Source organism: Mesorhizobium sp. WSM4823, from assembly GCF_055811195.1.
In genome coordinates this window covers 229,781-254,376 of the sequence record NZ_JBVVQL010000004.1, presented here as the reverse complement: position 1 = coordinate 254,376, position 24,596 = coordinate 229,781, and the positions used below count along the sequence as shown (strand labels likewise).

23 protein-coding genes are annotated in these 24,596 nt (G+C 62.9%); 5 read left to right on the top strand and 18 right to left on the bottom strand.

The annotated features are described in order from the left end of the window. Nucleotides 1-26: 26 nt before the first annotated feature. The 9 genes from phnN to AC0L26_RS13135 all read right to left on the bottom strand — a co-directional run bounded on the left by phnN (nucleotide 27) and on the right by AC0L26_RS13135 (nucleotide 9,915). Nucleotides 27-656: a phosphonate metabolism protein/1,5-bisphosphokinase (PRPP-forming) PhnN gene (gene phnN / locus AC0L26_RS13175; protein WP_473632913.1), complete on the bottom strand. Its 630-nt coding sequence runs from the start codon at nucleotides 654-656 to the stop codon at nucleotides 27-29. Then, on the bottom strand, nucleotides 653-1,792 hold the full coding sequence (locus tag AC0L26_RS13170; RefSeq protein WP_473632912.1) for an alpha-D-ribose 1-methylphosphonate 5-triphosphate diphosphatase: 1,140 nt from the start codon (nucleotides 1,790-1,792) through the stop codon (nucleotides 653-655). The genes phnN and AC0L26_RS13170 overlap by 4 nt, the downstream gene beginning before the upstream one ends. Before the next feature lie 81 nt (nucleotides 1,793-1,873). Continuing rightward, nucleotides 1,874-2,581: a DUF1045 domain-containing protein gene (locus tag AC0L26_RS13165; RefSeq protein WP_354489763.1), complete on the bottom strand. Its 708-nt coding sequence runs from the start codon at nucleotides 2,579-2,581 to the stop codon at nucleotides 1,874-1,876. Nucleotides 2,582-2,735: 154 nt separating this feature from the next. Next, on the bottom strand, nucleotides 2,736-3,548 hold the full coding sequence (gene iolB, locus AC0L26_RS13160) for a 5-deoxy-glucuronate isomerase (RefSeq protein WP_473632911.1): 813 nt from the start codon (nucleotides 3,546-3,548) through the stop codon (nucleotides 2,736-2,738). Nucleotides 3,549-3,916: 368 nt separating this feature from the next. Continuing rightward, the gene (locus tag AC0L26_RS13155; protein ID WP_352926893.1) at nucleotides 3,917-4,135 is read right to left on the bottom strand and encodes a DUF3329 domain-containing protein; all 219 of its coding nucleotides are present in this window, start codon (nucleotides 4,133-4,135) and stop codon (nucleotides 3,917-3,919) included. 30 nt (nucleotides 4,136-4,165) lie between these two features. Further along, entirely contained in the window at nucleotides 4,166-5,083 is a 918-nt protein-coding gene (iolE, locus tag AC0L26_RS13150; RefSeq protein WP_473632910.1) for a myo-inosose-2 dehydratase, read from the bottom strand. 44 nt (nucleotides 5,084-5,127) lie between these two features. Beyond that, the gene (gene iolD / locus AC0L26_RS13145; protein WP_473632909.1) at nucleotides 5,128-6,969 is read right to left on the bottom strand and encodes a 3D-(3,5/4)-trihydroxycyclohexane-1,2-dione acylhydrolase (decyclizing); all 1,842 of its coding nucleotides are present in this window, start codon (nucleotides 6,967-6,969) and stop codon (nucleotides 5,128-5,130) included. A gap of 35 nt (nucleotides 6,970-7,004) precedes the next feature. After that, nucleotides 7,005-8,939 carry a bifunctional 5-dehydro-2-deoxygluconokinase/5-dehydro-2-deoxyphosphogluconate aldolase gene (locus AC0L26_RS13140; RefSeq protein ID WP_473632908.1) on the bottom strand — a complete coding sequence of 645 codons (1,935 nt, stop codon included), beginning with the start codon at nucleotides 8,937-8,939 and terminating at the stop codon, nucleotides 7,005-7,007. A gap of 130 nt (nucleotides 8,940-9,069) precedes the next feature. Continuing rightward, on the bottom strand, nucleotides 9,070-9,915 hold the full coding sequence (locus tag AC0L26_RS13135; RefSeq protein WP_473632907.1) for a MurR/RpiR family transcriptional regulator: 846 nt from the start codon (nucleotides 9,913-9,915) through the stop codon (nucleotides 9,070-9,072). A 152-nt stretch (nucleotides 9,916-10,067) separates the two neighbouring features. Here AC0L26_RS13135 and AC0L26_RS13130 point away from each other — a divergent pair, with 152 nt between their 5' ends. Further along, on the top strand, nucleotides 10,068-11,177 hold the full coding sequence (locus tag AC0L26_RS13130; protein ID WP_473632906.1) for a Gfo/Idh/MocA family protein: 1,110 nt from the start codon (nucleotides 10,068-10,070) through the stop codon (nucleotides 11,175-11,177). Between the two features lie 56 nt (nucleotides 11,178-11,233). On the opposite strand, the gene AC0L26_RS13125 is transcribed toward AC0L26_RS13130, so the two are convergent. After that, nucleotides 11,234-12,325, bottom strand: coding sequence for a 3-deoxy-7-phosphoheptulonate synthase (locus AC0L26_RS13125; RefSeq protein WP_473632905.1), 1,092 nt, complete (start codon nucleotides 12,323-12,325; stop codon nucleotides 11,234-11,236). Between the two features lie 221 nt (nucleotides 12,326-12,546). On the opposite strand from AC0L26_RS13125, the gene AC0L26_RS13120 reads away from it, so the two are divergent. Beyond that, nucleotides 12,547-12,816 (top strand): hypothetical protein, encoded by a 270-nt coding sequence (locus AC0L26_RS13120; protein ID WP_473632904.1) that lies wholly within the window; start codon nucleotides 12,547-12,549, stop codon nucleotides 12,814-12,816. Between the two features lie 36 nt (nucleotides 12,817-12,852). On the opposite strand, the gene AC0L26_RS13115 is transcribed toward AC0L26_RS13120, so the two are convergent. The 6 genes from AC0L26_RS13115 to AC0L26_RS13090 all read right to left on the bottom strand — a co-directional run bounded on the left by AC0L26_RS13115 (nucleotide 12,853) and on the right by AC0L26_RS13090 (nucleotide 19,147). Next, nucleotides 12,853-13,647, bottom strand: coding sequence for an SDR family oxidoreductase (locus AC0L26_RS13115; protein WP_473632903.1), 795 nt, complete (start codon nucleotides 13,645-13,647; stop codon nucleotides 12,853-12,855). 23 nt (nucleotides 13,648-13,670) lie between these two features. Continuing rightward, entirely contained in the window at nucleotides 13,671-14,672 is a 1,002-nt protein-coding gene (gene iolG, locus AC0L26_RS13110; protein ID WP_473632902.1) for an inositol 2-dehydrogenase, read from the bottom strand. 121 nt (nucleotides 14,673-14,793) lie between these two features. Then, the gene (locus AC0L26_RS13105; RefSeq protein WP_292724675.1) at nucleotides 14,794-15,561 is read right to left on the bottom strand and encodes an ATP-binding cassette domain-containing protein; all 768 of its coding nucleotides are present in this window, start codon (nucleotides 15,559-15,561) and stop codon (nucleotides 14,794-14,796) included. A 2-nt stretch (nucleotides 15,562-15,563) separates the two neighbouring features. Further along, nucleotides 15,564-16,640, bottom strand: a complete 1,077-nt coding sequence (locus AC0L26_RS13100) for an ABC transporter permease (protein WP_473632901.1) — start codon at nucleotides 16,638-16,640, stop codon at nucleotides 15,564-15,566. A 153-nt stretch (nucleotides 16,641-16,793) separates the two neighbouring features. After that, nucleotides 16,794-17,735 (bottom strand): sugar ABC transporter substrate-binding protein, encoded by a 942-nt coding sequence (locus tag AC0L26_RS13095; protein ID WP_473632900.1) that lies wholly within the window; start codon nucleotides 17,733-17,735, stop codon nucleotides 16,794-16,796. 380 nt (nucleotides 17,736-18,115) lie between these two features. Next, on the bottom strand, nucleotides 18,116-19,147 hold the full coding sequence (locus AC0L26_RS13090) for a LacI family DNA-binding transcriptional regulator (protein WP_473632899.1): 1,032 nt from the start codon (nucleotides 19,145-19,147) through the stop codon (nucleotides 18,116-18,118). A 170-nt stretch (nucleotides 19,148-19,317) separates the two neighbouring features. Here AC0L26_RS13090 and AC0L26_RS13085 point away from each other — a divergent pair, with 170 nt between their 5' ends. The 3 genes from AC0L26_RS13085 (at nucleotide 19,318) to AC0L26_RS13075 (ending at nucleotide 22,041) form a co-directional block, all read left to right on the top strand. Next, entirely contained in the window at nucleotides 19,318-20,427 is a 1,110-nt protein-coding gene (locus tag AC0L26_RS13085; RefSeq protein ID WP_473632898.1) for a fatty acid desaturase family protein, read from the top strand. A 64-nt stretch (nucleotides 20,428-20,491) separates the two neighbouring features. Then, nucleotides 20,492-20,806, top strand: a complete 315-nt coding sequence (locus AC0L26_RS13080; RefSeq protein ID WP_473632897.1) for a MocE family 2Fe-2S type ferredoxin — start codon at nucleotides 20,492-20,494, stop codon at nucleotides 20,804-20,806. Between the two features lie 5 nt (nucleotides 20,807-20,811). After that, a complete protein-coding gene (locus tag AC0L26_RS13075) occupies nucleotides 20,812-22,041 on the top strand; it encodes an NAD(P)/FAD-dependent oxidoreductase (protein ID WP_473632896.1) in 1,230 nt (409 codons plus the stop codon). Between the two features lie 28 nt (nucleotides 22,042-22,069). Here AC0L26_RS13075 and AC0L26_RS13070 read toward each other — a convergent pair whose 3' ends face one another. Then, entirely contained in the window at nucleotides 22,070-23,029 is a 960-nt protein-coding gene (locus AC0L26_RS13070) for a DUF1402 family protein (RefSeq protein ID WP_473632895.1), read from the bottom strand. A gap of 252 nt (nucleotides 23,030-23,281) precedes the next feature. After that, the gene (gene hslU, locus AC0L26_RS13065) at nucleotides 23,282-24,595 is read right to left on the bottom strand and encodes an ATP-dependent protease ATPase subunit HslU (protein WP_352926853.1); all 1,314 of its coding nucleotides are present in this window, start codon (nucleotides 24,593-24,595) and stop codon (nucleotides 23,282-23,284) included. Nucleotide 24,596 lies beyond the last annotated feature (1 nt).

The window sequence follows — 24,596 nt, the reverse complement described above, 5'->3', positions numbered from 1 at the left end:
TCTTGTGGGAGAAGGTAAGGGGCAGCCTAGATCAGGCCCGACATATCCGAGAACGCCATCGCCTTACGCAGCACATCGGCAAAGCGCTCGCCGGCTGCTTCGCGGGGGCCGCTATTGTCGATCGAGGTGACGCCTGGCCCTGATAACGCCAGATTGGCGCTGCGCGAAAGCCGCGCCAGCACTTCGCCGCGCGACTCGCGGCCGCGCATGGCCAGCCGTTCGGCCAGGATTTCCGGTGAAGCGGTAATCTCGACGATCGCTAGATTGGCGTAACGCTCGCGTAGAACGGGGATGATGGCGCGGGAGACGTTGGCAATGGCGACGCGGCCATTGGCGACCGACCAGTCGACGTCAGCCGGGATGCCGTAGCGCAAGCCATGCGCCTCCCAGGAGATGGCGAAGGCGCCGTCCGCTTCGGCCTCGATAAAGGCTGCGTCGGCCAGCGTGTCGTGATCCTCGCTTGCCGTGTCGCTCGGCCGGGTGATGACCCGGCGGACGAACTCCAGCCGGCTCTCGTCGGCAAACAGGGTGCGGGCATAGCCGATCACCGTGTCCTTGCCGGCGCCGCTCGGCCCGACAACGGCGATGAAGACGCCGTCGCGGATTGGAAACGCCTCGGCCGACAATTCACGCTCGATCAACCCCGACGCCATCATGCGACCCGTCGTCCCTGCCGCCAGACCGTGCGGACCACCGGGACATGGTCGTCGAGACGTACACGAACCAGATCGGCGCGACGGCCCTGTTCGATGACGCCGCGATCGGCGAGGCCGACCGCCTCGGCCGGGTTCTTCGAAACCATCGCCACCGCCTGAGGCAGGGAAATGCCGTCGACCACTTCGCCTAGGAAAAACGCCGACTGGATCAGGCTGAACGGAATGTAGTCGGACGACAGTATGTCGAGCAGGCCTTCGCCGGCAAGCGTGCGGGCCGAGACATTGCCCGAATGCGAGGCGCCGCGCATGACGTTGGGCGCGCCCATCAGCACGCCGAGGCCCGCCTCTTTCGAGGCCCTGGCGGCTTCTTGCGTCGTTGGGAACTCGGCAACGCGAACACCTTGTTCGGTCGCTTCGTCGACATGGGCTAATGTCGCGTCGTCATGGCTGGCCAGCACGATGCCGCGCTGATGGCAGGCGGCGGCGATGAAGGCGCGGTTCGGCGCAGAATTCGTCGCCGACTCCGCCATCCGCTTCTCGCAAAATTGCTGGAATTCGCGATCCGTCAGCTTCAGCTTGCGCTGGTAGTAATAGGCATAGGTTTCCAAGTCGACGAACTGGCGCTGCCCCGGCGCATGGTCCATCAGCGACGCCAGCTTGATCCTGTCATCGCCGTCGAAATGGGTGAAACCTGCAAGGCAGTCCGGCGCCGAAACCTCGCAGCGCAGATGGATGAAATGATCGGCCCGCAGCCGGTCCTGCTGGACGCTGTCCTCGATCGCGTCGGCCAGCTTGCGCATATCGGCCGAATTCATGTCGGCATCGTCGTCCATGCCGACGCGCAAGGCATCGAGCACCGTGGTGATGCCGGCGGTCGCCACTTGCGCATCATGGGCGAGCACGGCGGCGATCGGGTTCCAGCGTACTTTCGGCCGTGGGGCGTAATGGCCTTCGAGATGGTCGGTATGGAGCTCGACCAGCCCGGGAATGATGAAATCGCCGCCCATGTCTTCGCCGCTCCGGCCGGCACCGGCATCGATCCCGGCGATCAAGCCGTCGCGCAGCACGATCGATCCTTCGACAATCTCGTCGGCAAGCACGATGCGGGCATTGTTGAGAACGGTTTCGGCGGTCATTTCAGGGCAGTCCTTGGAGCATCTTGCAGCCAGTTGGGATCAATTGGCGTCGGACAAATGCGGTTAAAACAAATGGTCATTTCAGGCAGTTTTTCTGGCCGGGCGACGTCCGAGCGCGTGATGGGACAGCACCATGAACGGGGCGCCAGGTTCGGTTTCGACAAACAGGGTCAGCGCGTCCACCGGCACCGGCTTTTGCAGGACCTGCGCGAACAGGCTGTCGATTGCTAAGCGAAGACGTGGGCTTTCCTGTGGCGAGGCACGGCCGGACAGGGTCATATGGAACCGAAAGGTCTCGAACACATAGGGGTAGCCCCACTGGCAGAGATTGCGGAATTCAGCCGGCTTCAGCGAATCGGGGCTGCGCCGCTCGATTTCCGCCTCGCTCAGCGGCGCGCGAAAACGGTCGAAGTTGCGCACGACGTCGTCGGCGAAGCGGTTGAGCGCCGGCAGCGGTCCTTCCGGCACCAGCGCGAAGAAGCCATCGATCTGGCTGACGACCAGACGCGGAATCGTCACCACCGGCGTCGTCTCGGCGAAATCGTCGAGGGCCGCGCGAAGCGAGGCCTCCGTCTCGTTCGAGGCCAGCCGGAAGGGCGCCTTCAGCGTCGCATGAAAGCCGTAGCGGCGCGCCGAAGCGGTATGAAAGGCCACCTCCGCCGCCGACAGCTCGCCCACGGCCTCGACCGGCCTTGTGGCGGCGCCGAATGGGTCGCGACCGAGCCAATTGGCGGCGATCCGCGCCAGCGGTTCGTCCTGCCGGGGGGTGAAATAGATGGCGTAGCGCATCGAAAGTCCTCGTCAACTCCCGCTGCCATAGGCGATTTGCATGACGAAATGACGAAGCTGATGATCGCTGCTGATAACAAAGTTGTTCAGGCGGGTCATTAGCCGACGATTTTTTCGCTTTGGGCCAGTTTGCCGACCCGGAAGAGCCGCGCGGTCAGCTCTTCATCAGCCATTCGTGCTCGGGCGCGTTGTGGAACTTCCACGTCCGCTTCGGCCCGGCCATGACGTTGAGATAGTAGAGGTCATAGCCATGGCAGGCGGCACAAGGGTGATAGCCCTTTGGCACCAGCACGACGTCGCCGTCCTCGATCGCCATCGTCTCATCGAGCGAACGAGCGCCATTCCTGTCGGCATCGGTATAGACGCGCTGAAAGGCAAAACCCTGCGGCGGGTTGAGCCGGTGATAGTAGGTCTCCTCGAGATAGGACTCATCAGGCAGATTGTCCTGGTCATGCTTGTGCGGCGGGTAGCTCGACGTATGGCCTCCCGGCGTGATGACCTCGACCACCAGCAAGGAATCGGCCGGCTTGCCCTCCGGCAGGATGTTGGTGACGTAGCGCGTGTTGGTGCCCTTGCCGCGAACCTCCTGCCCGAGATCCTTCGGCGCAATGACGCGGACCGGCAGGCCGCCGCCATGCCCAGGCGCCGAGCAGACGGCGAGTTCGAGATCGGTGTCGGCGGTCACTGACCAGTCAGAGCCCTGCGGCACATAGACCGACCACGGCTTGCCTTCGAAGGGCGACATGCGTTCGCCGAGCAGGCCGAGATCCTTGTCATCCGCCCTAGCCTTGCCCTTGCCGGTGACGAACACCAGACAGACTTCGCGATCCGCTGTTTGTCCGGAGGCTGTTTCGCCTGGCCGCAATCGATGCAGATCAAAACCGACATAGGTCCAGCCGGCGCTTTGCGGCGTCACATGGGCGACGCGGCCATGGCCCTTATCGGCTTTGACGAGCAGTTCTGACATTGTCGCTCTCCTATTCCTCGACACTCGATTGGCGCAGCCAAGATTTCGATGGATTGTCGCGAAACCTTGGAGAGATTGGCCGAGGCCTTCCAACTTCGTCATCCTAGGGCGAAGCAGGAGCGAAGCTCCGTCGCGAAGACCCTAGGATCCATGCCGTAACCTTGGCCGAAGGGCACAGCGGAGCAGAATTCTGCACCGTCATAACACTTCGAAGTCATGGCATGGATCCTAGGGTCTTCGCCGCGTCGCTGCGCTCCTTGCTCCGCCCTAGGATGACGAAGCGAGGGGTGTTCCGGCCAATCGCCGACGCATGCGATCTATCAGTCACGCGGTATCGATCCACAAAAACTTCAGCGCCATGGACTGCTTTATTCCTTCGGTTCGGTGTCGGCCGAAGCCTTGTCCCCAGCGGCCGGCTTGTAGAGATAGAAGAACTGCCACACGGCATAGCCGGCGAAGCCGAGCGCGATCGTGCCCCAGAATGGCGCGCCGGTGGCAAACTCGACCACGGCCCAGACCAGGCAGACCGCGACGATGGCAACGCGCCGCCACAGAGGCCGGAAGAACGGATGCTCAGAGTCCTTCATCGGATCAGCCCGCCCCCGGGAACACTGCATTCAAGCATTGGGGAAGCCCTGTGTTTCAACCGTGTATCCTGCCGCCGTCATCACCCGCATCAACTCCTTGTAGCCGACTTCAGCCATCTTGAACGGCGGATTCTTTTTGGGATCCTGCTCGGCCTCGACCACGAACCAGCCTTCATAGCCGTAGTTCGCCAGCCTTTCCACAATGGCGCCAAAATCTAGCGAGCCATCTCCCGGCACCGTGAAGGCGCCGAGCGCCACGGCATCGAGGAAGGATTGCTTCTGGCGGTCGAGTTTCTCGATCACCTCCATGCGCACGTCCTTCACATGCACGTGGTTGATGCGCCGGTGATGATTGTCGATGGCGCGCAGCACGTCGCCGCCGGCAAAAGCCAGATGGCCTGCATCGAGCAGCAGCGGAATGCCTTCGCCGGAGTAGCGCATGAACGCGTCGAGTTCGGGCTCCGTCTCGACGACCGCCGCCATATGATGGTGATAGGAGAGCGGCATGCCCTGCTCGGCGCACCATTCGCCGAACTGCGTGAGGCGCCTCGCATAGGCTTTCATCTCGTCGTCCGAAAGCCTCGGCTTGGTGGCGAGCGGTTTCGAGCGATCACCCTGGATCGAGCGGCCGACCTCGCCATAGACGATGCAAGGCGCGTTCACCGCCTTGAACAGATCGATCATCGGCTGGATACGATCCTTATTCCTGGCCATGTCTTCATCGACCAGTGTGCCGGAGAACCAGCCGCCGCAAAGCGTGACGTCGGCCTCTTTCAGGATCGGCAGCATGATTTTTGGATCACTGGGAAAACGGCGGCCCATTTCCATGCCGGTGAACCCCGCCGAACGCGACTGCGCCAGGCATTCCTCCAGCGACACATCATCGCTGAGTTCCGCAAGATCGTCGTTCCACCACGCAATTGGGGACATGCCCAGTTTGGCTTTCAAGTCATTACTCCAGTTCAAGCCTCGGGATCAGCTTCAGGGACGGCTTAAGGCCGCCCGCTCAGCGCTTCCTCGTATTTCTTGCGCGCCGCGTTCACTTGCGGGCGCACCGAGACTTCCGGCACGGCGACATCCCACCAGCTTCCACCGGCTTCGGTCGAGACCAGTGGGTCGGTGTCGATGACCAGCACAGTGGTCCTGGTATTCTTCTTCGCTTGCGCCAGCGCCGTTTCCAACCCTGCGATCGACGAGACTTTCTCGGCAACCGCACCAAGGCTCGCGGCATGCGCGGCGAAGTCGATATCGGGCAGAACTTCGTGACGGGCGTCCTTCAAGAGATTGTTGAAGTTGGCGCCGCCGGTCGCCATCTGCAGCCGGTTGATGCAGCCATAGCCTCTGTTGTCGAGCAGGACGACGGTCAGCTTGAGGCCAAGCATGACCGACGTTGCGATCTCGGAATTGAGCATCAGATAGGAGCCGTCGCCGATCATCACGATGACCTCCTCGTCGGGCTTCGCCATCTTGACGCCGAGCCCGCCTGCGATCTCGTAGCCCATGGTCGAGAAGCCGTATTCGGCGTGGTAGGAGCCGGGTGCGCCCGCCTGCCAGAGCTTGTGCAACTCGCCGGGCAGGCCACCGGCGGCATGAAGCAATATCACGTCGGAGCCCATGGCGCGCTGCACGGCGCCGATCACCTGCGCGTCGGAGGGATAGGCGGCATTGGTCGACGCCGTCACCTTGCCGGCATCGGCCTGCCAGTCCTTCTTGCCCTTGGCCGCATTGTCGGTCCAGGCAGGAGGCGCCTTCCAGCCCTTCAGCGCCGCTCCGAGTTCTGCGAGCCCTTCCGCGGCGTCTGCGACCAGCGGCAACGCCTGGTGCTTCCCCGCATCGAAAGGCTGAACGTTGAGCCCGATGATGGTTTTGCCGGAATCCTTGAACAGTGCCCAGGAGCCGGTGGTGAAATCCTGCAACCTGGTGCCGACGGCAAGCACGACATCGGCTTCTTCAGCCAGCCGGTTGGCCGCCGAAGTGCCGGTGACGCCGACCGCCGCCATATTGAGCGGATGATCGTGCGGCAGCGAGGATTTGCCGCCCTGCGTCTCACAGACCGGGATGCCGGTGCCTTGCACCAGCTTCGCCAATTCGTCGGAAGCCTGGGAATAAAGCACGCCGCCGCCGGCAATCACCAATGGTTTTTTCGCGCCCGTCAGCGCCGCCACCGCGGCCGCCAACTCTTTACGGTCGGGACGCGGACGGCGCTGATGCCAGACCCGTTCGGCAAAGAAGTTCTCGGGGTACTCATAGGCCTCGGCCTGCACGTCCTGGCAGAGCGACAGCGTCACCGGTCCGCATTCGGCCGGATCGGTCAGCACCTGCATGGCGCGATTGAGCGCCGGGATGATCTGCTCCGGCCTGGTGATGCGGTCGAAATAGCGCGACACCGGCCGGAAGCAGTCATTGACCGTCGCAGTACCGTCGGAGAAATCCTCTGCCTGCTGCAGGACGGGGTCGGGGATGCGATTGGCGAAGACGTCGCCGGGGAGAAACAGGACGGGCAGCCTGTTTACATGGGCCAATGCCGCCGCCGTCACCATGTTGAGCGCGCCGGGGCCGATCGAACTGGTCGCCGCCATGAACCGGCGCCGGAAATTGGCCTTGGCGTAGCCGATCGCCGCATGCGCCATCGCCTGCTCATTATGGGCACGGAAGGTCGGCAATTCGTCGCGCACCTGATAGAGCGCCTCGCCGACGCCGGCGACATTGCCATGGCCGAAGATCGCCCAGACGCCGCCGAAGATCGGCAGTTTCCGGCCGTCGATCTCGGTCATCTGGCGGGCAAGAAAGCGGGTCAGCGCCTGCGCCATCGTCAGGCGGATTGTCTTGGTCATGGTGTTTTCCTCCGCAGTCCTTATGCCGCGCCTTCTTATGCTGCTTTGCGGCCGCGCGCGGCAAGCCACGCCTCGGTCAGTCTCTCGAAGCGAGACGCCATGTCAGCCACTGCCTCCTCGTCCGACATCTTGCCGGCAAGCCACTGCTCAGCGGCGTTGATGAAGATGGTGCGGCCGACGGCAAAACCCTTGACGATGGGCGCGTTGGCAGTGGCAGCGAAAGCCGCTTCCAGTTCGTCCTGCGGCGCTTCGAGGCCGAGCAGCACAATCCCGCGGCACCACGGATCGTTCTTCAGGATCACCGCTTCGATCTTTGCCCACGCGCCGGCTGAAGCCTGCGGTTCGAGTTTCCACCAATCGGGCTTGATGCCGAGCGCATAGAGTTCCTCCAGCGCGCGCGGAATGGTGGTGTCGTCGAGCTCGCCATGCTTGCCGGCGATGATCTCGATGAGAAGTTCTCTCCCCACTTTCCGTGCGGCCTCGAACAGGCCTTTGAGCTTCTGCTGCTGCTCGGTCTTCAGCGGCTCCGGGTCGTCGGGGTGATAGAAGCACAGGCATTTGATGCAATGGTCGACCGGCCACTCGATCAATTGCGAACCGATATCCTGCGAGAATTCGAAACGAAGCGGCCGCGATCCCGGCAGTTCGACCGGCCGTCCGAGCCAGGCGAAGGAATGGCGGGCAAATTCGAACATCGCCTCGCGGCCGTATTTCTCGTCGAGCAGCATGCCGTAACCGGCGCGGCCGGCGGCAACCTTCGCCGCCGCCTTGACAGTCAGCACCTTGAACTCATGGATGCGCGACGGGTCGGCGCCGGCTTTCGCAGCGACATCGTCAAGCTGGATACGGTGGTCGCAGGCCAGCGCCATCAGCGAGGGAATGTCGCGCCTGCGCGTCGTCGCCCAATGGATATGGCTGATCGCCTCGTCCTTGCGCAGCGCCAGGTGCCTGCTGCCGTTCTTGAGGAAAAACTGCAATTCCTCGAAGGTCGGGTATTCCGGCGCGCAGAGCAGCCGCGACACGGCGAAAGCGCCGCAGGCATTGGCCCAGGTCGCCGCCGTCTCAAGGCTTTCCTCGCCGAGCCAGCCGCGCAGGAAGCCCGACATGAAGGCGTCGCCGGCGCCGAGCACATTGTAGACCTCGATCGGAAAGCCCTTGCCGACAATGCCGTCCTCGAGATCGTCGCTGATCGGCCCGTCATAGACGATGCAGCCCATGGCGCCGCGCTTCAAGACGATAGAGGCCTTGGACAGCGAGCGGATCGTCTTGAGCGCACTCAGGCAATCGTCAGTGCCGGAGGCGATCATGATCTCTTCTTCGGTGCCGACGATCAGGTCGCAGTCGGGCAGCACTGTCTTCAGCTGGGCGGAGACCCGGTCGGATTTTACGTAGCGTTCGAAGCCTTCGGCATGGCCGGCAAGGCCCCAGAGATTGGGGCGGTAGTCGATGTCGAACACCACCTTGCCGCCCTTGGCCTTGATAGTGCGGATCGCCTTGCGCTGTGCGGCATCGCTGTTGGGGCGCGAAAAATGTGTTCCGGTGACGACGATGGCACGCGCCGAAGCGATGAACGCTTCGTCGATATCGTCTTCCGAAAGTGCCATATCGGCGCAGTCAGTACGGTAGAAAATCATCGGCGAGACGCCTTCGTCCTCGACCGACAACAGCACCAGCGCCGTCAGCCGGTCCGGGTCGGTCCTGAGGCCGGCCACGGAGACGCCCTCGCGCGTCAGCTGCTCGCGGATGAAGCGGCCCATCTGCTCGTCGCCGACGCGGGTGAGCAGCGCCGAGCGCAAGCCGAGCCTCGCCGTGCCGACCGAAATGTTGGCCGGACAGCCGCCGACCGACTTGGCAAAGGAGGTGATGTCCTCCAGGCGCGAGCCGATCTGCTGGCCATAGAGATCGACGGAGGCGCGACCGATGGTGATAACGTCGAGCGGCGCATGTTTCGCGTCCACGGCTTCGCCCATTCGAACCTCCCATCAGCCTTGTTGTCTTGGGTAACACGCGCGAGCGGCAGCGTGGCGCCGGCAATATGAAATAATAATTCCAATCCATAGTCAAGATGGAACGCGCGTTCCTTTGCTGAAAAGGTGGCGCCTAGGTCTTGCGTTTGCGGCCGGCATCGCGCCGCTTCTCGCCAACCGCGACGGTCAGCGCCATGGCCAGCGCCATCGTCGCCGACAGCGAGCGGAAGCCGGCGAAATCGGCTTCGGCGACCTCGAACCAGACCTTGGCGAACTGGGCGAGCGGCGAGAACGAGCTGTCGGTGATCGCCACGATCGGCACGCCTTGCTCCGAGATGACGCGCGCTTCCTCGATGGCCGCCGGGGCATAGGGTGAGAAGCTGATGGCGATGACGGCATCCCTGGGCGAGGCAAAGCCGATCATCTCGGCGTTGAGGCCGGCGGCCGATTCGATCAGCTGGTTGCGGATCTTGAGCTTGCCCAGCGCATAGGCGATATAGGAGGCGACCGGATAGGAGCGGCGCTTGGCCAGCACATAAATGGTCTCCGCCTTTGCCAGCAAGGCGATCGCATCTTCGAAATGGCCTTCGTTCAACCTGCCTGAAATATCGTTGAGCGACGTGCTGGCCGCGGCGACGAAGCCGTCGAAGATCGCCCGGTGACCGGCGCCTTCCTCGGCCTTGGCGCGTAAGGCCGCCAGCCTTTCATCATAGGACGAATTGCGCTCGCGCAGGCGCTCGCGAAACACCAGCTGCAGGCTGGTGAAGCCGTCGAAGCCGAGCTGCTGGGCGAAGCGGATCAGGGTCGAGGGCTGGACGCCGGCGGAGGCAGCGATGCTGGCGGCGGTGCCGAAGGCAATATCGTCGGGATTGTCGAGCGCATAGGCGGCGATCTGCGCGATACGCTTGGGTAGGCTCTGCCGCCGCTCCAGGATCGTCCTACGCAGCGTCTCGAAATCGCGGGGCACCCGTTCGTCCATCGTCGCTCCGCCCAACCCCTCAGTCGATGCTGTGTGCCCCATCATAGCGGGCCTGTGCAAGAAGGCCATAAAAAATGAGGCATGCGTTCCATTTCTGGACAAAATGGACTAATTCATCCACACAAATCGTGCTGACAGCGGAGACAAGGGAAATGGTCGGAGTGGGCCTCATCGGCACAGGCTTCATGGGCAAGTGTCACGCCATCGCCTGGAACGCGGTCGGCACCGTCTTCCCCGACGTGGCCAAGCCAAGGCTGGTCCATCTCGGCGAGGTCGATGGGGAGCTTGCCAAACGCCGTGCCACCGAATTCGGTTTCGCCAAGGGCTCCGGCGACTGGCGCGCCGTTGTCAACGATCCGGACGTCGATATCGTCTCGTTGACCACGCCAAACCAGTTCCATCCGGAAATGGCCATCGCCATCCTCGAAGCCGGCAAGCATCTATGGTGTGAAAAGCCGATGGCGCCGAGCTTTGCGGAGGCGCAAGCGATGGCGGCGGCGGCCCAAAGGTCCGGCAAAGTGGCCGCTCTCGGCTACAACTACATCCAGAATCCCGCGATCCGCCATATCGGAGCGCTGCTCGACGAAAAGATCATCGGTGAGGTCAATCATCTGCGCATCGAGATGGACGAGGACTTCATGGCCGACCCGGAGGCGCCGTTCTTCTGGAAGCACGAGGCGGCGTCCGGTTACGGCGCGCTCGACGATTTCGCCGTGCATCCGCTGTCGCTGGTCGCCGTGTTGTTCGGCCGCGTCGCCCGCGTCATGTGCGACATGGCCAAGCCCTATGCCGACCGCAAACTCGCGTCCGGCGGACGCCGCGCGGTCGAGACCTACGACATCGCCAGCGTGCTGATGCATCTCGAAAACGGCATTGCCGGCACGCTTTTGGTCAACCGTTCGGCCTGGGGCCGCAAGGGCCGGATCGCCATCCAGATCTTCGGCTCTAAGGGCTCGATCCTGTACGACCAGGAACGAATGAACGAGTTCCAGCTCTATCTCACCGCCGACCGGCCGACCGAGCAGGGCTACCGCACCATCCTGGTGGCGCCGCATCACAGGCCCTATGACGCCTTCCTGCCGGCGCCCGGCCACGGGCTTGGCTTCAACGACCTCAAGATCATCGAATGCCGGGAACTGCTGACCAGGCTGGCCGGCAAGCCGGCGCGCATCATCGATTTCGACGAAGGCCTTGAGATCGAGCGCACGGTGCACGCCATGGCGCGTTCGTTCGAGGAGCAGCGCTGGGTCGATGTGCGGTAGAGGCTGCTTCCAGCCGGCCGCCGGCCGCGCTTTCGCGGCCAACGGCGTCCGCTGTCTCAGGCAGCGCCCGGACGGCTGGCGACCATGTCGCGTCGCGCCGACCGGCGCCGCTCGACGGCGTCGGCAAGGCCGTGCAGCACCGTTTCAGTGGTGGCCCAGTCGATGCAGCCATCGGTGATGCTCTGGCCGTAAACGAGCGGCTTGCCGGGTACGACGTCCTGCCGGCCGGCGACGAGGTTGCTCTCGATCATGACGCCGATGATGCGCTCGTCGCCTGCCGCAACCTGGCCCGCCACGTCAGCTGCTACCTTCGGCTGATTCTCAGGCTTCTTGTTGCTGTTGGCGTGGCTGACATCGATCATCAGCCGAGGTGCTACGCCGATCCTGGCGAGGTCCGCACTGGCCACCGCGACGCTTGCCGCGTCATAATTGGGCTGAATGCCACCGCGCAGGATGACGTGGCAGTCCTCGTTGCCGGTGGTCGTCGCGATGGCGCTGCGTCCGCCCTTCGTCACCGCCATGAAATGATGCGGCTGCGCGGCGGATTTCACTGCCTCGGCGGCGATCCGCAAATTGCCGTCGGTGCCGTTCTTGAAGCCGACCGGGCAGGACAGGCCGGATGCGAGTTCCCGATGGATCTGGCTCTCGGTCGTGCGCGCGCCGATCGCGCCCCAGGCGACGAGGTCTGCAATGTATTGCGGAGTGGCCATGTCGAGGAATTCGGTTGCCGCCGGCAGGCCGAGATTGTTGACCGCGGAGAGCACGGTGCGGGCCAGCCTCAGTCCCTTGTCGATGTTGAAGCTGCCGTCGAGGTCAGGATCGTTGATCAGGCCCTTCCAGCCGACCGTCGTGCGCGGCTTCTCGAAATAGACGCGCATCACGATCTCCAGCCGGTCCGACAGGCTCTCGCGCAGCGTCGCCAGGCGGCTGGCATAGTCCACGGCAGCGGCCGGGTCGTGGATCGAACAGGGGCCGACGACGACGATCAGCCGATCGTCAGTGCCGGTCAGTACGGCGTGGATCGCATTGCGTGATGCGGTAACGGTACGCGTCGCCGTCAGCGTGCGCGGTATCTCCCGCATCACCTGGTCCGGCGTACTCAGTTCTCGGATTTCCTTGACCCGAAGATCATCTGTGGTGGTCAACACGGCTTTCTGCTCCTGATTGGGAGACCTGCCGGCTGAAACAAAACAGCCGCCAGGTCTGGCGGCTGTTCGGATTTTGATGCTGCAATCTTCAGATCGAGCGCAATCCTCCCGCCGCCAGCGAGCTCCTAAAGTACCAATATTTGGCGGTCAGGTTGATCATGAGGCTCATATAGTCGAAGCGAAGGCGCTTGTCACGCGTCTGATATAGGGAACGTCTCAGCTTGAAATCTGACGGCCTGCCCCTCGCGATCCAGCCCAAGCTTCGATACGTTAGGAGTATGGACCCAAATCCTGAAGAACCGGTCGATGTTTATGCGCTGCTGCGAGCGGCGGCAGAGGCGCGCCTAAGAGCAGCCAAAGCCATGCTGAGCGCGTACGAGGCCAACGCCTTCCGGACGCCAGCTACGCCGGAGGATCTCGCCTACTGGAAACAAGAGTTGGCCGACGTTCAGGTTGAGTTGGCGGGGTTGCACGATGCACACAGGACCTAATCCCCCGCCGACGTTCCAAACTGACGCTGCCTGAAGCTACTCCGGCGAGGCCCCCGCAATATTCTGGTCATAGTCGACCAGCGAGCCGGTCATGACGCCCGACTGCGGGCTGACCATATAGCTGATCAGCCGCGCAAGCTGGTCCGGCTTCACCAACTGGCCCATCGGCTGCGCCGCCTCGGCCTTTTCCAGCCAGTTGTCAGGCGCGTCGTGCCATTTCTTCTGCACGATCGCCTCGCCCTCGGTGTCCATCCAGCCCGGCAAGACCGCATTGCAACGGATGCGATTGCCGCGATAGGCATTAGCGACATTCTTGGTCAGCGTCGCCAGCGCGCCCTTGCTCGAAGAATAGGGCGCCAGGAACGACTGGCCGCAATGCGCCGACATCGACAGGACATTAACGATGGAGCCAGGCGCCTTGCGGGCGAGCAGCTGCGCCACCACGCCCTGCATCAGGAAAAACGGACCACGCACATTGGTCTGGAAGATCTGGTCGAAAAGCTCTTCACTCGTCTCGACCAGTGAACCGCGCGCCGAGGTGGCGGCTGCGTTGACCAGCGCGTTTACGCTGCCGAAATGGCGGATCGCCGTGTCGACGGCGCGCTTGCAGTCGGCCACTTTGGAAACATCGGCGCTGATGAAGATGGCGTCGACGCCCGACTCCTTGAGGGTGGCGACGGCCTTGTCACCCTTCTCCTTCGAGCGGCCGATCAGCGCCAGCGCCCGGCAGCCCTCGTCGGCCAACGCCTCGGCGACGGCGAAGCCAATGCCTTGCGCGCCGCCGGTGACGATGGCGCGTGTTTCGGTATTGCGACCGGCGGAACCGTTCATCGCCTTGCTCCTGTGCTTGATCTTCAGATTGTCTTGTCGAGGCGGACGGTCTTGCCTTCCCTAGCCGATTTCAGCGCCGCGTTCGCTAGCCTCAGCGCGACGAGACCATCCTTGCCGCTCGGCGCCGCCTTGTTGCCTGATGTCGCCGCCGCGATGAAGGCGGCGATCTCGTTGGCATAGGCGTCGAGGTAGCGGGTCATGAAGAAGTCGTGCAGCGGCGGGCGCGTATAGCCCTTCTCGTTGGCCAATTCGATCGACACCGGCCGCTGGTTCTCAGCCGCAACCATGCCTTTCGAGCCATGCACCTCGATGCGCTGGTCGTAGCCATAGGTGGCCCGCCGCGAATTGGAGATGATGCACTGCTTGCCGGAAGCGGTTTCGAGGATGACGCTGACGCTGTCGAAGTCGCCGGCCTCGCCGATCTTCTTGTCGACCAGCACCGAGGCATGGGCGCTGACCGCCACCGGCTCCTCGCCGAGCAGGAAGCGCGCCATGTCGAAATCATGGATGGTCATGTCGCGAAAAATGCCGCCCGAGCGGCCGATATAGTCGAGCGGCGGCGGGCCGGGATCGCGCGACGTGATGGTGACCATCTCGACCGTACCGATGGCGCCATCGTCGATCGCCTTGCGCACGGCGGCGAAATGCGGATCGAAGCGGCGATTGAAGCCAACCATCAAAGTGGCGCCGGCCTTGTCGACCACTTCAAGGCATTGTTCCACTCTGCCGGCGTCGAGGTCGATCGGTTTCTCGCAGAAGATCGCCTTGCCGGCCTTGGCGAACCGCTCGATCAGATCGGCATGGGTGTCGGTCGGCGTGCAGATGATGACCGCGTCGATATCCCTGGCTTTTTCGATGGCCTCAATGGTGCGCACTTCGGCGCCATAGGCCGACGCCAGATCCGTCGCCGCCTTGTCGAACGCATCGGCCACCGCGACCAGCCTGGCCTGCGGATTGGAGCCGACGGCGCGGGCGTGAACCTTGCCGATACGGCCGGCGCCGAGGAGAGCGAAGCGAAGAGTCATGGGAATTCCTTTGAGGATGGTTCGAAATGGAGTGCGTCTTTACCGCACCGTTCAGAGGAGGCGCAGTGGATTTCCTTATTGCGACAGCGACCGGCCGATGTCCCGCCGCGCCGGCGCCGCGCTAGGCCGCCAGTTCCGCCTCCCCGGTCTTGGCGCCGGTGATGTATGAGACGATATCGTTGCCGTCGGTGTCCTGCTTGCGCAGATTGGCGACGATGCGGCCGCGCCGGAAGACGACGATGCGGTCGCAAAGGTCGAACACCTGGCGCATATTGTGACTGATCAGGATCAGCGGCTCGCCATTGGCTTTCAACGTGCGGATGATGTTTTCGACCTGCATCGTTTCCTGCACACCGAGTGCTGCCGTTGGCTCGTCCATGATGATGAGCTTGGATGCGAAAGTCGCGGTTCTGGCGATCGCTACGCACTGGCGCTGGCCGCCCGACATGTGGCGGATGGTGTTGTTGAGGTTGGGAATCTTGACCGCCGTGCGGACCAACGCCGCTTCGGTCGCCTTGCGCATGAACTTTCGATCTAGGATCGAGAAAGGCCCGAGATTGAAAAGCACCTTTTCGCGACCGAGAAACAGGTTCGACGGCACGTCGAGATCGTCGGCAAGCGCCAGGTTCTGGAACACCGTCTCGATGCCCGCCTCGCGCGCCGCGATCGGGCCGGCGAAGTTCACTTCCTTGCCGTCGAACCAGACCTTGCCGCTGGTGCGTTGCTCGACGGCGGTGATCTGGCGCACGAAGGTCGATTTGCCGGCGCCGTTGTCACCCATGATGGCGACATGCTCGCCCTTGCGCAGTTCGAAATTCGCGCTTTCGAGCGCATGCACGCCGCCATAGTATTTGGTCAGGTTTTCTGTCTTCAGGACGATGTCTGACATGATCAAGCCCTCATTGCCCGCAGGCGCTGGCGCCACTGGTCGAGAACGACTGCGCCGATGATGATCACGCCCTTGACCATCTCCTGGTAGTAGGCGTCGAGGCGCAGGAAAGTGAAGCCGGAGATGATGACGCCGAAGATCAGCGCACCGATCACCGTTCCGATGATCGAGCCGCGGCCGCCCGACAGCGAGACGCCACCGATGACCGCCATGGCGATGGCGTCCAGTTCATACATCACGCCCATGCCGGCCTGGGCAGTGAGGTTCTTGGAACTCAACACCACGGCGGCGAGCGAGGCGAGGATGCCGGCAATGACGAAGACGAGGATCTTGTGGTTCTGGACATTTATGCCGGACATGCGCGCGGCATCCTCGTTGGAGCCGATGGCATAACAGTGCTTGCCGTACCTGGTGTATGACAGGATCAGCTGGAACAGAATTGCCAGCGATATGAAGATGATGACCGGCATCAGCCCCTTGCCGATGGCGGCGAAACTTTCGGTGGGAAACGAGATCGGTTGCCCCTTGGACCACCATTTGGCGATGCCGCGCGCGGTGACCATCATGCCGAGCGTGGCGATGAACGGCGGAATGCGCGTGTAGGCGATCAACGAGCCGTTGACCAGGCCCGCCAGTAGGCCGCAGCCGATCGCGACCAGCACCGGCACGATCACCGGCAGGTCGGTCCAGCCTTGCGCGAGGAACACCGCCTTGGGATTAGGGTTGCCGTTGACCGTCGCCACCTGGGCGAAACTCATGGCGATCATCGCCGTGGCGCCGACGATCGAACCAGAGGAAAGGTCGATGCCGCCGGAAATGATCACCTGCGTCACGCCAATGGCGATGATGCCGACGATCGACACCTGCAGGATGATGATCTGCAGGCGCGCCTCGTTGAAGATCGTATCGACATTGGGGCGGGTGTTGAACAGAAAGCTGTCGCCAAGAAAGACACGGCCTATCAGCTCGAAGGCGCCGACAAGGATGATGAGCGCCAGGAAAACGTTGAATTCGGCAGGCCATGTGCGCTTCTTCGCATCATAGCTGAGTCCGCCGACGCCATGGGTTGTCTGTGCCAAATCTTGCTTCCTCCGTCAGCAGTCGCCCTCCCGCCGCCTGTCTACGGCGATGAGGAAAGAGGAGCGGCGCTTTTTGTTTTTCGAACATCGCATTCTTAAAACGGTCCGATGCTCTGCCGCGCCGCTCCCTATCGAAAAACGGTCCTCTGCCTCTCAGTTCTTCTGCAGGAACTTGTCGATGTTTGCCGGCGTGACCAGTTGGAAGGGGATATAGACCTTCTGTTCGACCGCCTCGCCCTTGGAAAGCTTGAGTGCGGCGTCCAGCGCGCCGGCGCCCTGGCCGGCCGCATCCTGGAACACGGTCGCGTCGAGATCGCCCGCCTGCATCGCGGCAAGCGCGTCCTGAGTGGCGTCGACGCCGCCGACGACAACCGACTTCATGTCGACATTAGCGGCCTTCATGGCCTGGATGGCGCCGATGGCGCTTTCGTCATTGTTGGCGATCACGCCATCGAACGGCGTGCCGGTCGACAGCCAGTTGGTCATCAGGTTCTGCGCTTCCTCGCGCTTCCAGTTCGACGTCTGCTTGTCGATGATCTTGATGAAGCTGCATTCCGGCGTGGCGATCACATCGTCAATGTCCTTGGTGCGCTGCACCGCGGCCTGGTTCGACAGCTCGCCCATGATCACATAGACATTGGCCTCGGTCTTGCCGGCCTCCTTGAACAGGCGGCAGACTTCCTGCGTTTCGAGAGTGCCTGATTCAACCTCGTTCGAGGCGACGAAGGCCTGGTTGTCCGGCAGCGTGTCGACGTTGACCGGCTCGCGGTTGACATAGACCAGCGGAACCTTGGCAGCAGCGGCGGCGTCCGACATTGCCTGGGTGGCCGAGGTGTCGACCGGATTGACGATGATCGCGTCGACGCCCGAGGCGACGAAATTCTTGATCTGGTCGAGCTGCTTGGCGACGTCGTTCTGCGCGTCCTCGACCTGCAGCTCCACGCCTTCCATGCCCTTGGCCTGCTCGATCATGCCGTTGCGCAGCACGGTGAGAAAATTGTCGTCGAACAGTGCCATCGACACGCCGATCTTGGCAGCGAGAGCGGACGAACTCATCAGCGCCGAAAACACGACGCCCAAAAGCAATTTCTTCATTTTATTTTCTCCTCCACAGAATTGGTGTCCGGCTGCACCGATCTATCCGGAATCCCCGATCTCCCAGGGGATCTCTCCCGATTGCCATCTCCGTTCCCGATGGCGATTTTTGCGTCGACTGGAACGCCAGCCCTCTGCTTGAAACAGATGTTCCGGAACGAAAGAACCAAAATGCCTATCCAGTGAAATATTTATTCCATTCCGCCTGCGGGCGTCAAGGAGATTCCGAAATCGGATGGCGGATTTTCGGATAGCGCGGCTGAGGGTCGGCAAATCTTCTGCAAGAATCTATCAGGCTGATGGTTCACATCATTGCCGGCGCATCGTGATGCCCGATCAGAACCCGGACGCCTTGTCCGAGCCCAGATGTTTGCCCGAACCTAGATGTTTTCCGGCAGATAGATGTCGAAGGGCAGGAAGGTCTGGCCCGGCGCATTGGCAGCGCCTGCCTCGATGGCATGCGCCATCAGATCGACAAGCTCCCGGCACAGTGCTGGCAGTGGCGTCGAAATCACCATGGTCAGGATGTTGTCGGCGAGCGCCGCGCGCGATTCGGCGTTGATCTCGTTGCAGACGACCACCGGCATGTTTGCCGGCCTCGCCGCCCGTAGCGCGGAAACCGCGCCTTCCATGCCGCCGCCGGCCACGTAGCAGCCGGCAAGATCCGGGTACCGCGCCAGAAGATCGATCATCGCATCGTGGGTCACCTGGTTGGCCTCCAGATTGACTAGTGTCTCCAGCAACGTGAATTCCGGCGCATGCTCGCGGAAGAATGATCTGAAGCCGATCTCGCGCAGCTCATGGCCATGGAAGCGATGGCTGCCGACAAAAAGCGCGACCTTGCCGGGCCTCCTCGCCGCCCTGGCGATCATCCAGGCCGCGGTGCGGCCGACCTTGCGGTTGTCGAGGCCGACATAGCCTTCGCGGATGCCGGCGGCAAAGTCGGACAGCAGCGAGAAGACCGGTTGCCCTCTCGCTTTCAGCGCCTCGACGGCTGCCGTCAGCGTCGGATGGTCGGGGCCGACAAGGGCGACGGCCCTGGATTTCGCCGCCAGCTTGCGCATCTGGGCAGCGATCTCGCCGGGCGCCAGCGAAGTGGCGAAGTCGATGGTTGCGACGCCGCGGAAGCGCTGCGACTGCGACACCGCCAGTTCGAGTTCCCGCGCGAAATCGCCGTAGAAAACATCATTGCCCCTCAGCAGCAGAAAGCCGAGCCGGTACTCTGGCAGGTCCTGGCGCATGCGCTGCTTGATCAGCCCGGCGGCATGGTAGCCGATGCTGGTGGCGGCCTCATAAACGCGGCGCGCGGTCTCCTCGCGCACCGGCAGGCGGTTGTTAAGCACCCGGTCGACGGTGGCGACGCTGACCCCCGAAATACGCGCCAGATCGGTGATGGTTGGTCGCTTGGCCATGGCTCTCTCCGCTTGCCAACCAATTTACATCGTCCTGATAGAAAATGATAGAAACTATCTTCATGACATTGAGCCTATCATGGCTTGGGGTTATTTCTAGACTACGAGGCCTGCGACCGCGGCCCGGTCGCTGGCCGGGTAGATTGCAGGATGCTGGTGGAGGCACTCTCATGGACGCAACCTTGGACGGAGCACCGTCCCGGCGCGACTACAGCCTGATTGGCCGCGACGCCAAGCTCGCTGTCGACAACGGGCTGGCGGCGGCCGAATGGTACCATACCGACGTGCCCCGCAAGCAGATGAAGGCGCTGATGCAGCGCTCCGACGGGCCGGCGATCCGAGACACCACCATCTGGCTTGGTGCCCTGGTCCTGAGCGGCGCGGGCGGCGCCTGGTTCTGGGGCACCTGGTGGTGCGTGCCGTTCTTCTTCGTCTATGGTGTGCTCTACGGCTCTTCCACCGATTCACGCTGGCATGAATGCGGTCACGGCACCGCGTTCAGGACGCAGTGGATGAATGACGTGATCTATCAGATCGCCTGCTTCATGATCATGCGCAACCCGGTGACCTGGCGCTGGAGCCACACGCGGCACCACACCGATACGATCATCGTCGGCCGTGATCCGGAGATCGCGGTGATGCGCCCGCCGGATCTGTTGCGCGTCGTGCTCAATTTCTTCGGCATTCTCGATGCCTGGCATGCCATGAGCGACATGCTGCGCAATGCGGCCGGCATCATCAGCCCGGCGGAACAGACCTTCATTCCGGAGCAGGAGCAGCCGAAGGCAATCCGCATCGCCCGCATCTGGACCGCGATCTACGCCGCGACCATCGCGCTGGCACTTTATAGCGGCTCGTTCCTGCCCTTGATGCTGGTCGGGCTGCCCAGGCTTTACGGCGCCTGGCATCATGTCATGACCGGCCTGCTGCAGCATGGCGGCCTCGCCGAAAATGTCATCGACCATCGCCTCAACAGCCGCACGGTCTACATGAACCCGATCAGCCGCTTCATCTACTGGAACATGAACTACCACGTCGAGCATCACATGTTCCCGATGGTGCCCTATCATGCGCTGCCCAGGCTGCACGAGATGATCAAGCACGACCTGCCGGCGCCGACGCCGTCGATCCTGGCCGGCTATCGCGAGATGGTGCCTGCCTTCCTGCGCCAGCTGCGCAATGAAAACTATTTCCTCAAGCGCGAACTGCCGCCGACGGCAAAGCCCTATCGCGAGGAATTCCACAACGACAACAATGCTGTCGCGGCAGCGGCGGAATGATATGCGCCCATGCCAGGCAACATGCCGGGCAAGCTGACCAAGCAAAAACTGTGGGGGAGGAATGATGAGCGACTGGGTCGAGGCCTGTGATGCCGGAGACATCGATGAAGAGGACGTGATGCGGTTCGACCATGGCGGCCGCACCTTCGCCATCTATCGTAGTCCCGACGATGAATATTTCGCGACGGACGGTCTTTGCTCGCACGAGAAGGTGCATCTGGCCGACGGGCTGGTGATGGACGACATCATCGAATGCCCGAAGCACAATGGCCGTTTCAACTACAAGACCGGTGCGGCCAGAGGTGCGCCGGTCTGCGTCAATCTGAAGACATATCCGGTCAGGGTCGACGCCGGCAAAGTCCTGGTCCAGATCGGGTGACGGCGATGGCGAAAGGAATGGTCATCATCGGTGCCGGCGAATGCGGCGGGCGGGCTGCCTTGGCGCTGCGCGATCTCGGCTATGACGGGCCGGTGACGCTGGTCGGCGACGAGCCGCATCTGCCCTATGAGCGGCCGCCGCTGTCGAAAGAAGCGATGGCTAGCGATGCGCCGGCGATCAAGGCCATCGCCAGCGATGAAATCCTGGCCGAGAGATCGATCCGGCATATCCATTCGGTTCAGGCGGTGGCGATCGATCGCGCCGCGCATCTGGTGCGCCTGTCGGATAGCTCGATCGTGCCATACGACAAGCTGCTGCTGGCCACCGGTTCAATGCCGCGCAAGCTGCCGATGCCGGGGCTCGGGCCGCGCTGCGTCTATCTCCGGACCTTCAATGACGCGCTGGCCATCCGCGCCCATCTCAGCGCCGGAAACCGCATCGCCATCGTTGGCGGCGGCTTCATCGGCCTCGAACTCGCCGCGGCGGCGCGCAGGCTCGGGGCCGCGGTCACGGTCATCGAGGCGCAGCCGCGCATCCTGATGCGCGGCGTGCCGGCCGAGATCGCCCAGATCATCCACGAGGAGCATGAAGCCGAAGGCGTGAAAATCCTGTGTGGCGACGGCATCGCTGCGATCGCCGACGACGGCGCCGAGGTGCGTATCACGCTTGCCGGCGGGCAGGATATCGTCGCCGATCTCGCGGTGATCGGCATCGGCGCCGTGCCGGTGACCGGACTTGCCGCGGAAGCGGGGCTAACGATCGACAACGGCATAGCGGCCAACGCCGAGCTTCGCACCGACGATCCGGACATCTTCGCCGCCGGCGATTGCTGCTCGTTTCCGCTTGCCCTCTATGGCGGCCGGCGCGTCCGGCTGGAAGCCTGGCGCAACGCGCAGGAACAGGGTGCGCTTGCGGCCAGGAACATGCTGGGCACCGGCGAGGCGCACGCGGCCGTCCCGTGGTTCTGGTCGGATCAATACGGCCTGACCTTGCAGATATCAGGGCTTTCCGATGAAGGCAGCAAGGTCGTGCGCCGCGACCTCGACGACGGCGCCTTCATCCTGTTCCATCTCGCCGACGACGGCAGGCTGGTCGCGGCAAGCGGCATCGGCCCAGGCAATTCGGTCGCCCGCGACATCCGTTTGGCCGAGATGCTGATCGCAAAAAGGGCAAAGCCGGCGCCTGAGGCGCTCGGTTCGCAAACGGTCAAGCTGAAGTCGCTGCTGGCGGCGTGACGACAACCGCCGCAGCCTCAACACGTGCCTAAAACAGCGCCTTCAGCTCCAGCAATTTATCGTTGACTAGCCAGCCATAGTAATTTTCCTCGGGCAGCTTCTCCGGTTCGCCCGCGGCACGGCGCTTGTCGTTCTCGGCCTTCAGCGCGTAGGCGCGCTGTTCCGGATTGCCGACATTGTAGAGCGTCGCTGTGATGCCGGGATTGCCCGATATGTCGAAGCCGGCAATGCTTTCGTAGGCATCTATCGATTTCCGGATCGTCGCCGCGACATAATCCAATGTCAGGTCCGGATCCATGATGGTCTTGTAGACCCCGTTCGGATCGCCAACGTCGAGCTTCGGCAGGCCGGAGACCTGGTGCACGAGATCGCTCATCTGCAACGCGGTCAGCGGATTGAGCTGGCCGAGGCCGAAGGTCTGGCCGGCATAATAGGGCTGGAAGAAGGTGGCGCCGAAGCGGTCGTTGGGAAAGCTTGTCCCCTCGAAATTCTTGCCGCGAAAGGACTGGTTCCAGACCTGCTCGCGGCACGCCCAAAGCGCGTAGCTGTCCAATTCGCCGGCGCATTTGGCAAATTGCGGCCGTTGCACGAAATCGGTGATGTCCTCGCCTTCATAGGCGAAGGACAGCTTGCTCGACAGATAGGAGATCGCCTTGACGTAGTAGGTCTGCAGCCGGTCGTAGGCGTCGACATTGTAGGTGTGCTCGCCGACGATGGCGCCGACGATGTGCATCGGATCGATGCCATAGGTAGCCGCCGCTTGGCTGATCTTGCCGCGAAGACCGGCGTCGTGCTGCAGCAGCGAATAGACCTTGCGGTATTTCGCCTGGAAGGTGGTGCTGGTGGCCTGCGTGCGCCGGCTCGAGGCGCCCGGTATGTTGGGCTGCTCGGCATGGCGGTTGCCCGGCGGCACCATCGTCGCCGCTTGCGCGGCGAACATGGCGGTCGCCAGCGTCAGCCCGAGAATGACGAGAAAAAGTTTTTTCATGCGCCCGCCGCCTGTGACAGCGCATGGCCCCGAAGATCGGAATCGATTCTCGTTGGGGATCATGCGCCAAATCAAGTGCTACAGCGTCCGCTGCGCGTACAGGACGCGCGGCGCTGTAGTCGCCGGGCAAACTAGGTAAAGCTCCAGTTCGAGTCGAGAGCCCTTCGACAACTGAGACAAAAGGTGGCCAGATGCTTCCATTTGGCCACACACTGCAGAGTGTCCGGAAGTCTCCCCGTCGCCGGTACCGTCCTACAGGATGAAACGCGACAGATCCGTGTTTCTGGACAGGTCGCCGACATGCTTTTGCACATAGGCGGCGTCGATGCTGACCGACGTTCCGTGGCGGTCCGGCGCGTCATAAGAGATCTCGTCCAGAACCCGCTCCATCACCGTCTGCAGCCGCCTGGCGCCGATGTTCTCGACGCTGGCGTTGAGATCGACGGCGATGCCGGCCAGCGAATCGATGGCGTCGTCGGTGAAGACCAGGTCGACGCCCTCGGTTTTCATCAGCGCGATGTACTGCTTGATCAGGCTGGCCTCGGTCTCGGTCAGGATGCGCACGAAATCGTCCTTTTCCAGCGCCCGCAGCTCGACGCGGATCGGCAGACGGCCCTGCAGTTCCGGCAACAGGTCCGACGGCTTGGCAACGTGGAACGCACCCGATGCGATGAACAGGATGTGGTCGGTCTTCACCGGTCCGTATTTGGTCGCCACCGTGGTGCCTTCGACAAGCGGCAGCAGGTCGCGCTGCACGCCTTCGCGGGAGACACCGGCGCCCATGCCGCCCTCGCGCGAGGCGATCTTGTCGATCTCGTCGAGGAAGACGATGCCGTCGTTTTCGGTCGATTCGAGCGCTCTGCGCACCACCTCGTCCTGGTCGAGCAGCTTGTCGGACTCGTCGCCGACAAGCAGCGCGTAGGATTCCTTCACCGTCGTCTTGCGCGTCTTCGTCTTCTGGCCGCCCATCGCTTTCGACAGCATGTCGTTGATGTTCAACACGCCGATATTGGCGCCCGGCATGCCGGGGATCTCGAAGCCGGGCATGCCGCCGGTGCCGGTGTCGCTCACTTCGATCTCGATCTCCTTGTCGTCAAGCTCGCCGTCGCGCAGCTTCTTGCGGAAGGAGTCGCGCGTGGCCGGGCTCGCCGTCTTGCCGACGAGCGCTTCCAGCACACGCTCCTCGGCATTGATATGGGCGCGCGCCTTGACATCCTCGCGCATCTTCTCGCGCACCAGCCCGATGGCGATCTCGACCAGATCGCGGATAATCTGCTCGACATCGCGGCCGACATAACCGACCTCGGTGAACTTGGTCGCTTCGACCTTAACGAAGGGAGCACCGGCAAGGCGTGCCAGGCGGCGCGATATCTCGGTCTTGCCGACGCCGGTCGGGCCGATCATCAGGATGTTCTTCGGCATCACCTCTTCACGCATCTGGCCTTCGAGCTGCTGGCGGCGCCAGCGGTTGCGCAAGGCGATGGCCACGGCGCGCTTGGCGTCTTTCTGGCCGATGATGAAGCGATCGAGTTCCGAAACGATTTCGCGGGGAGAGAAGGTGGTCATG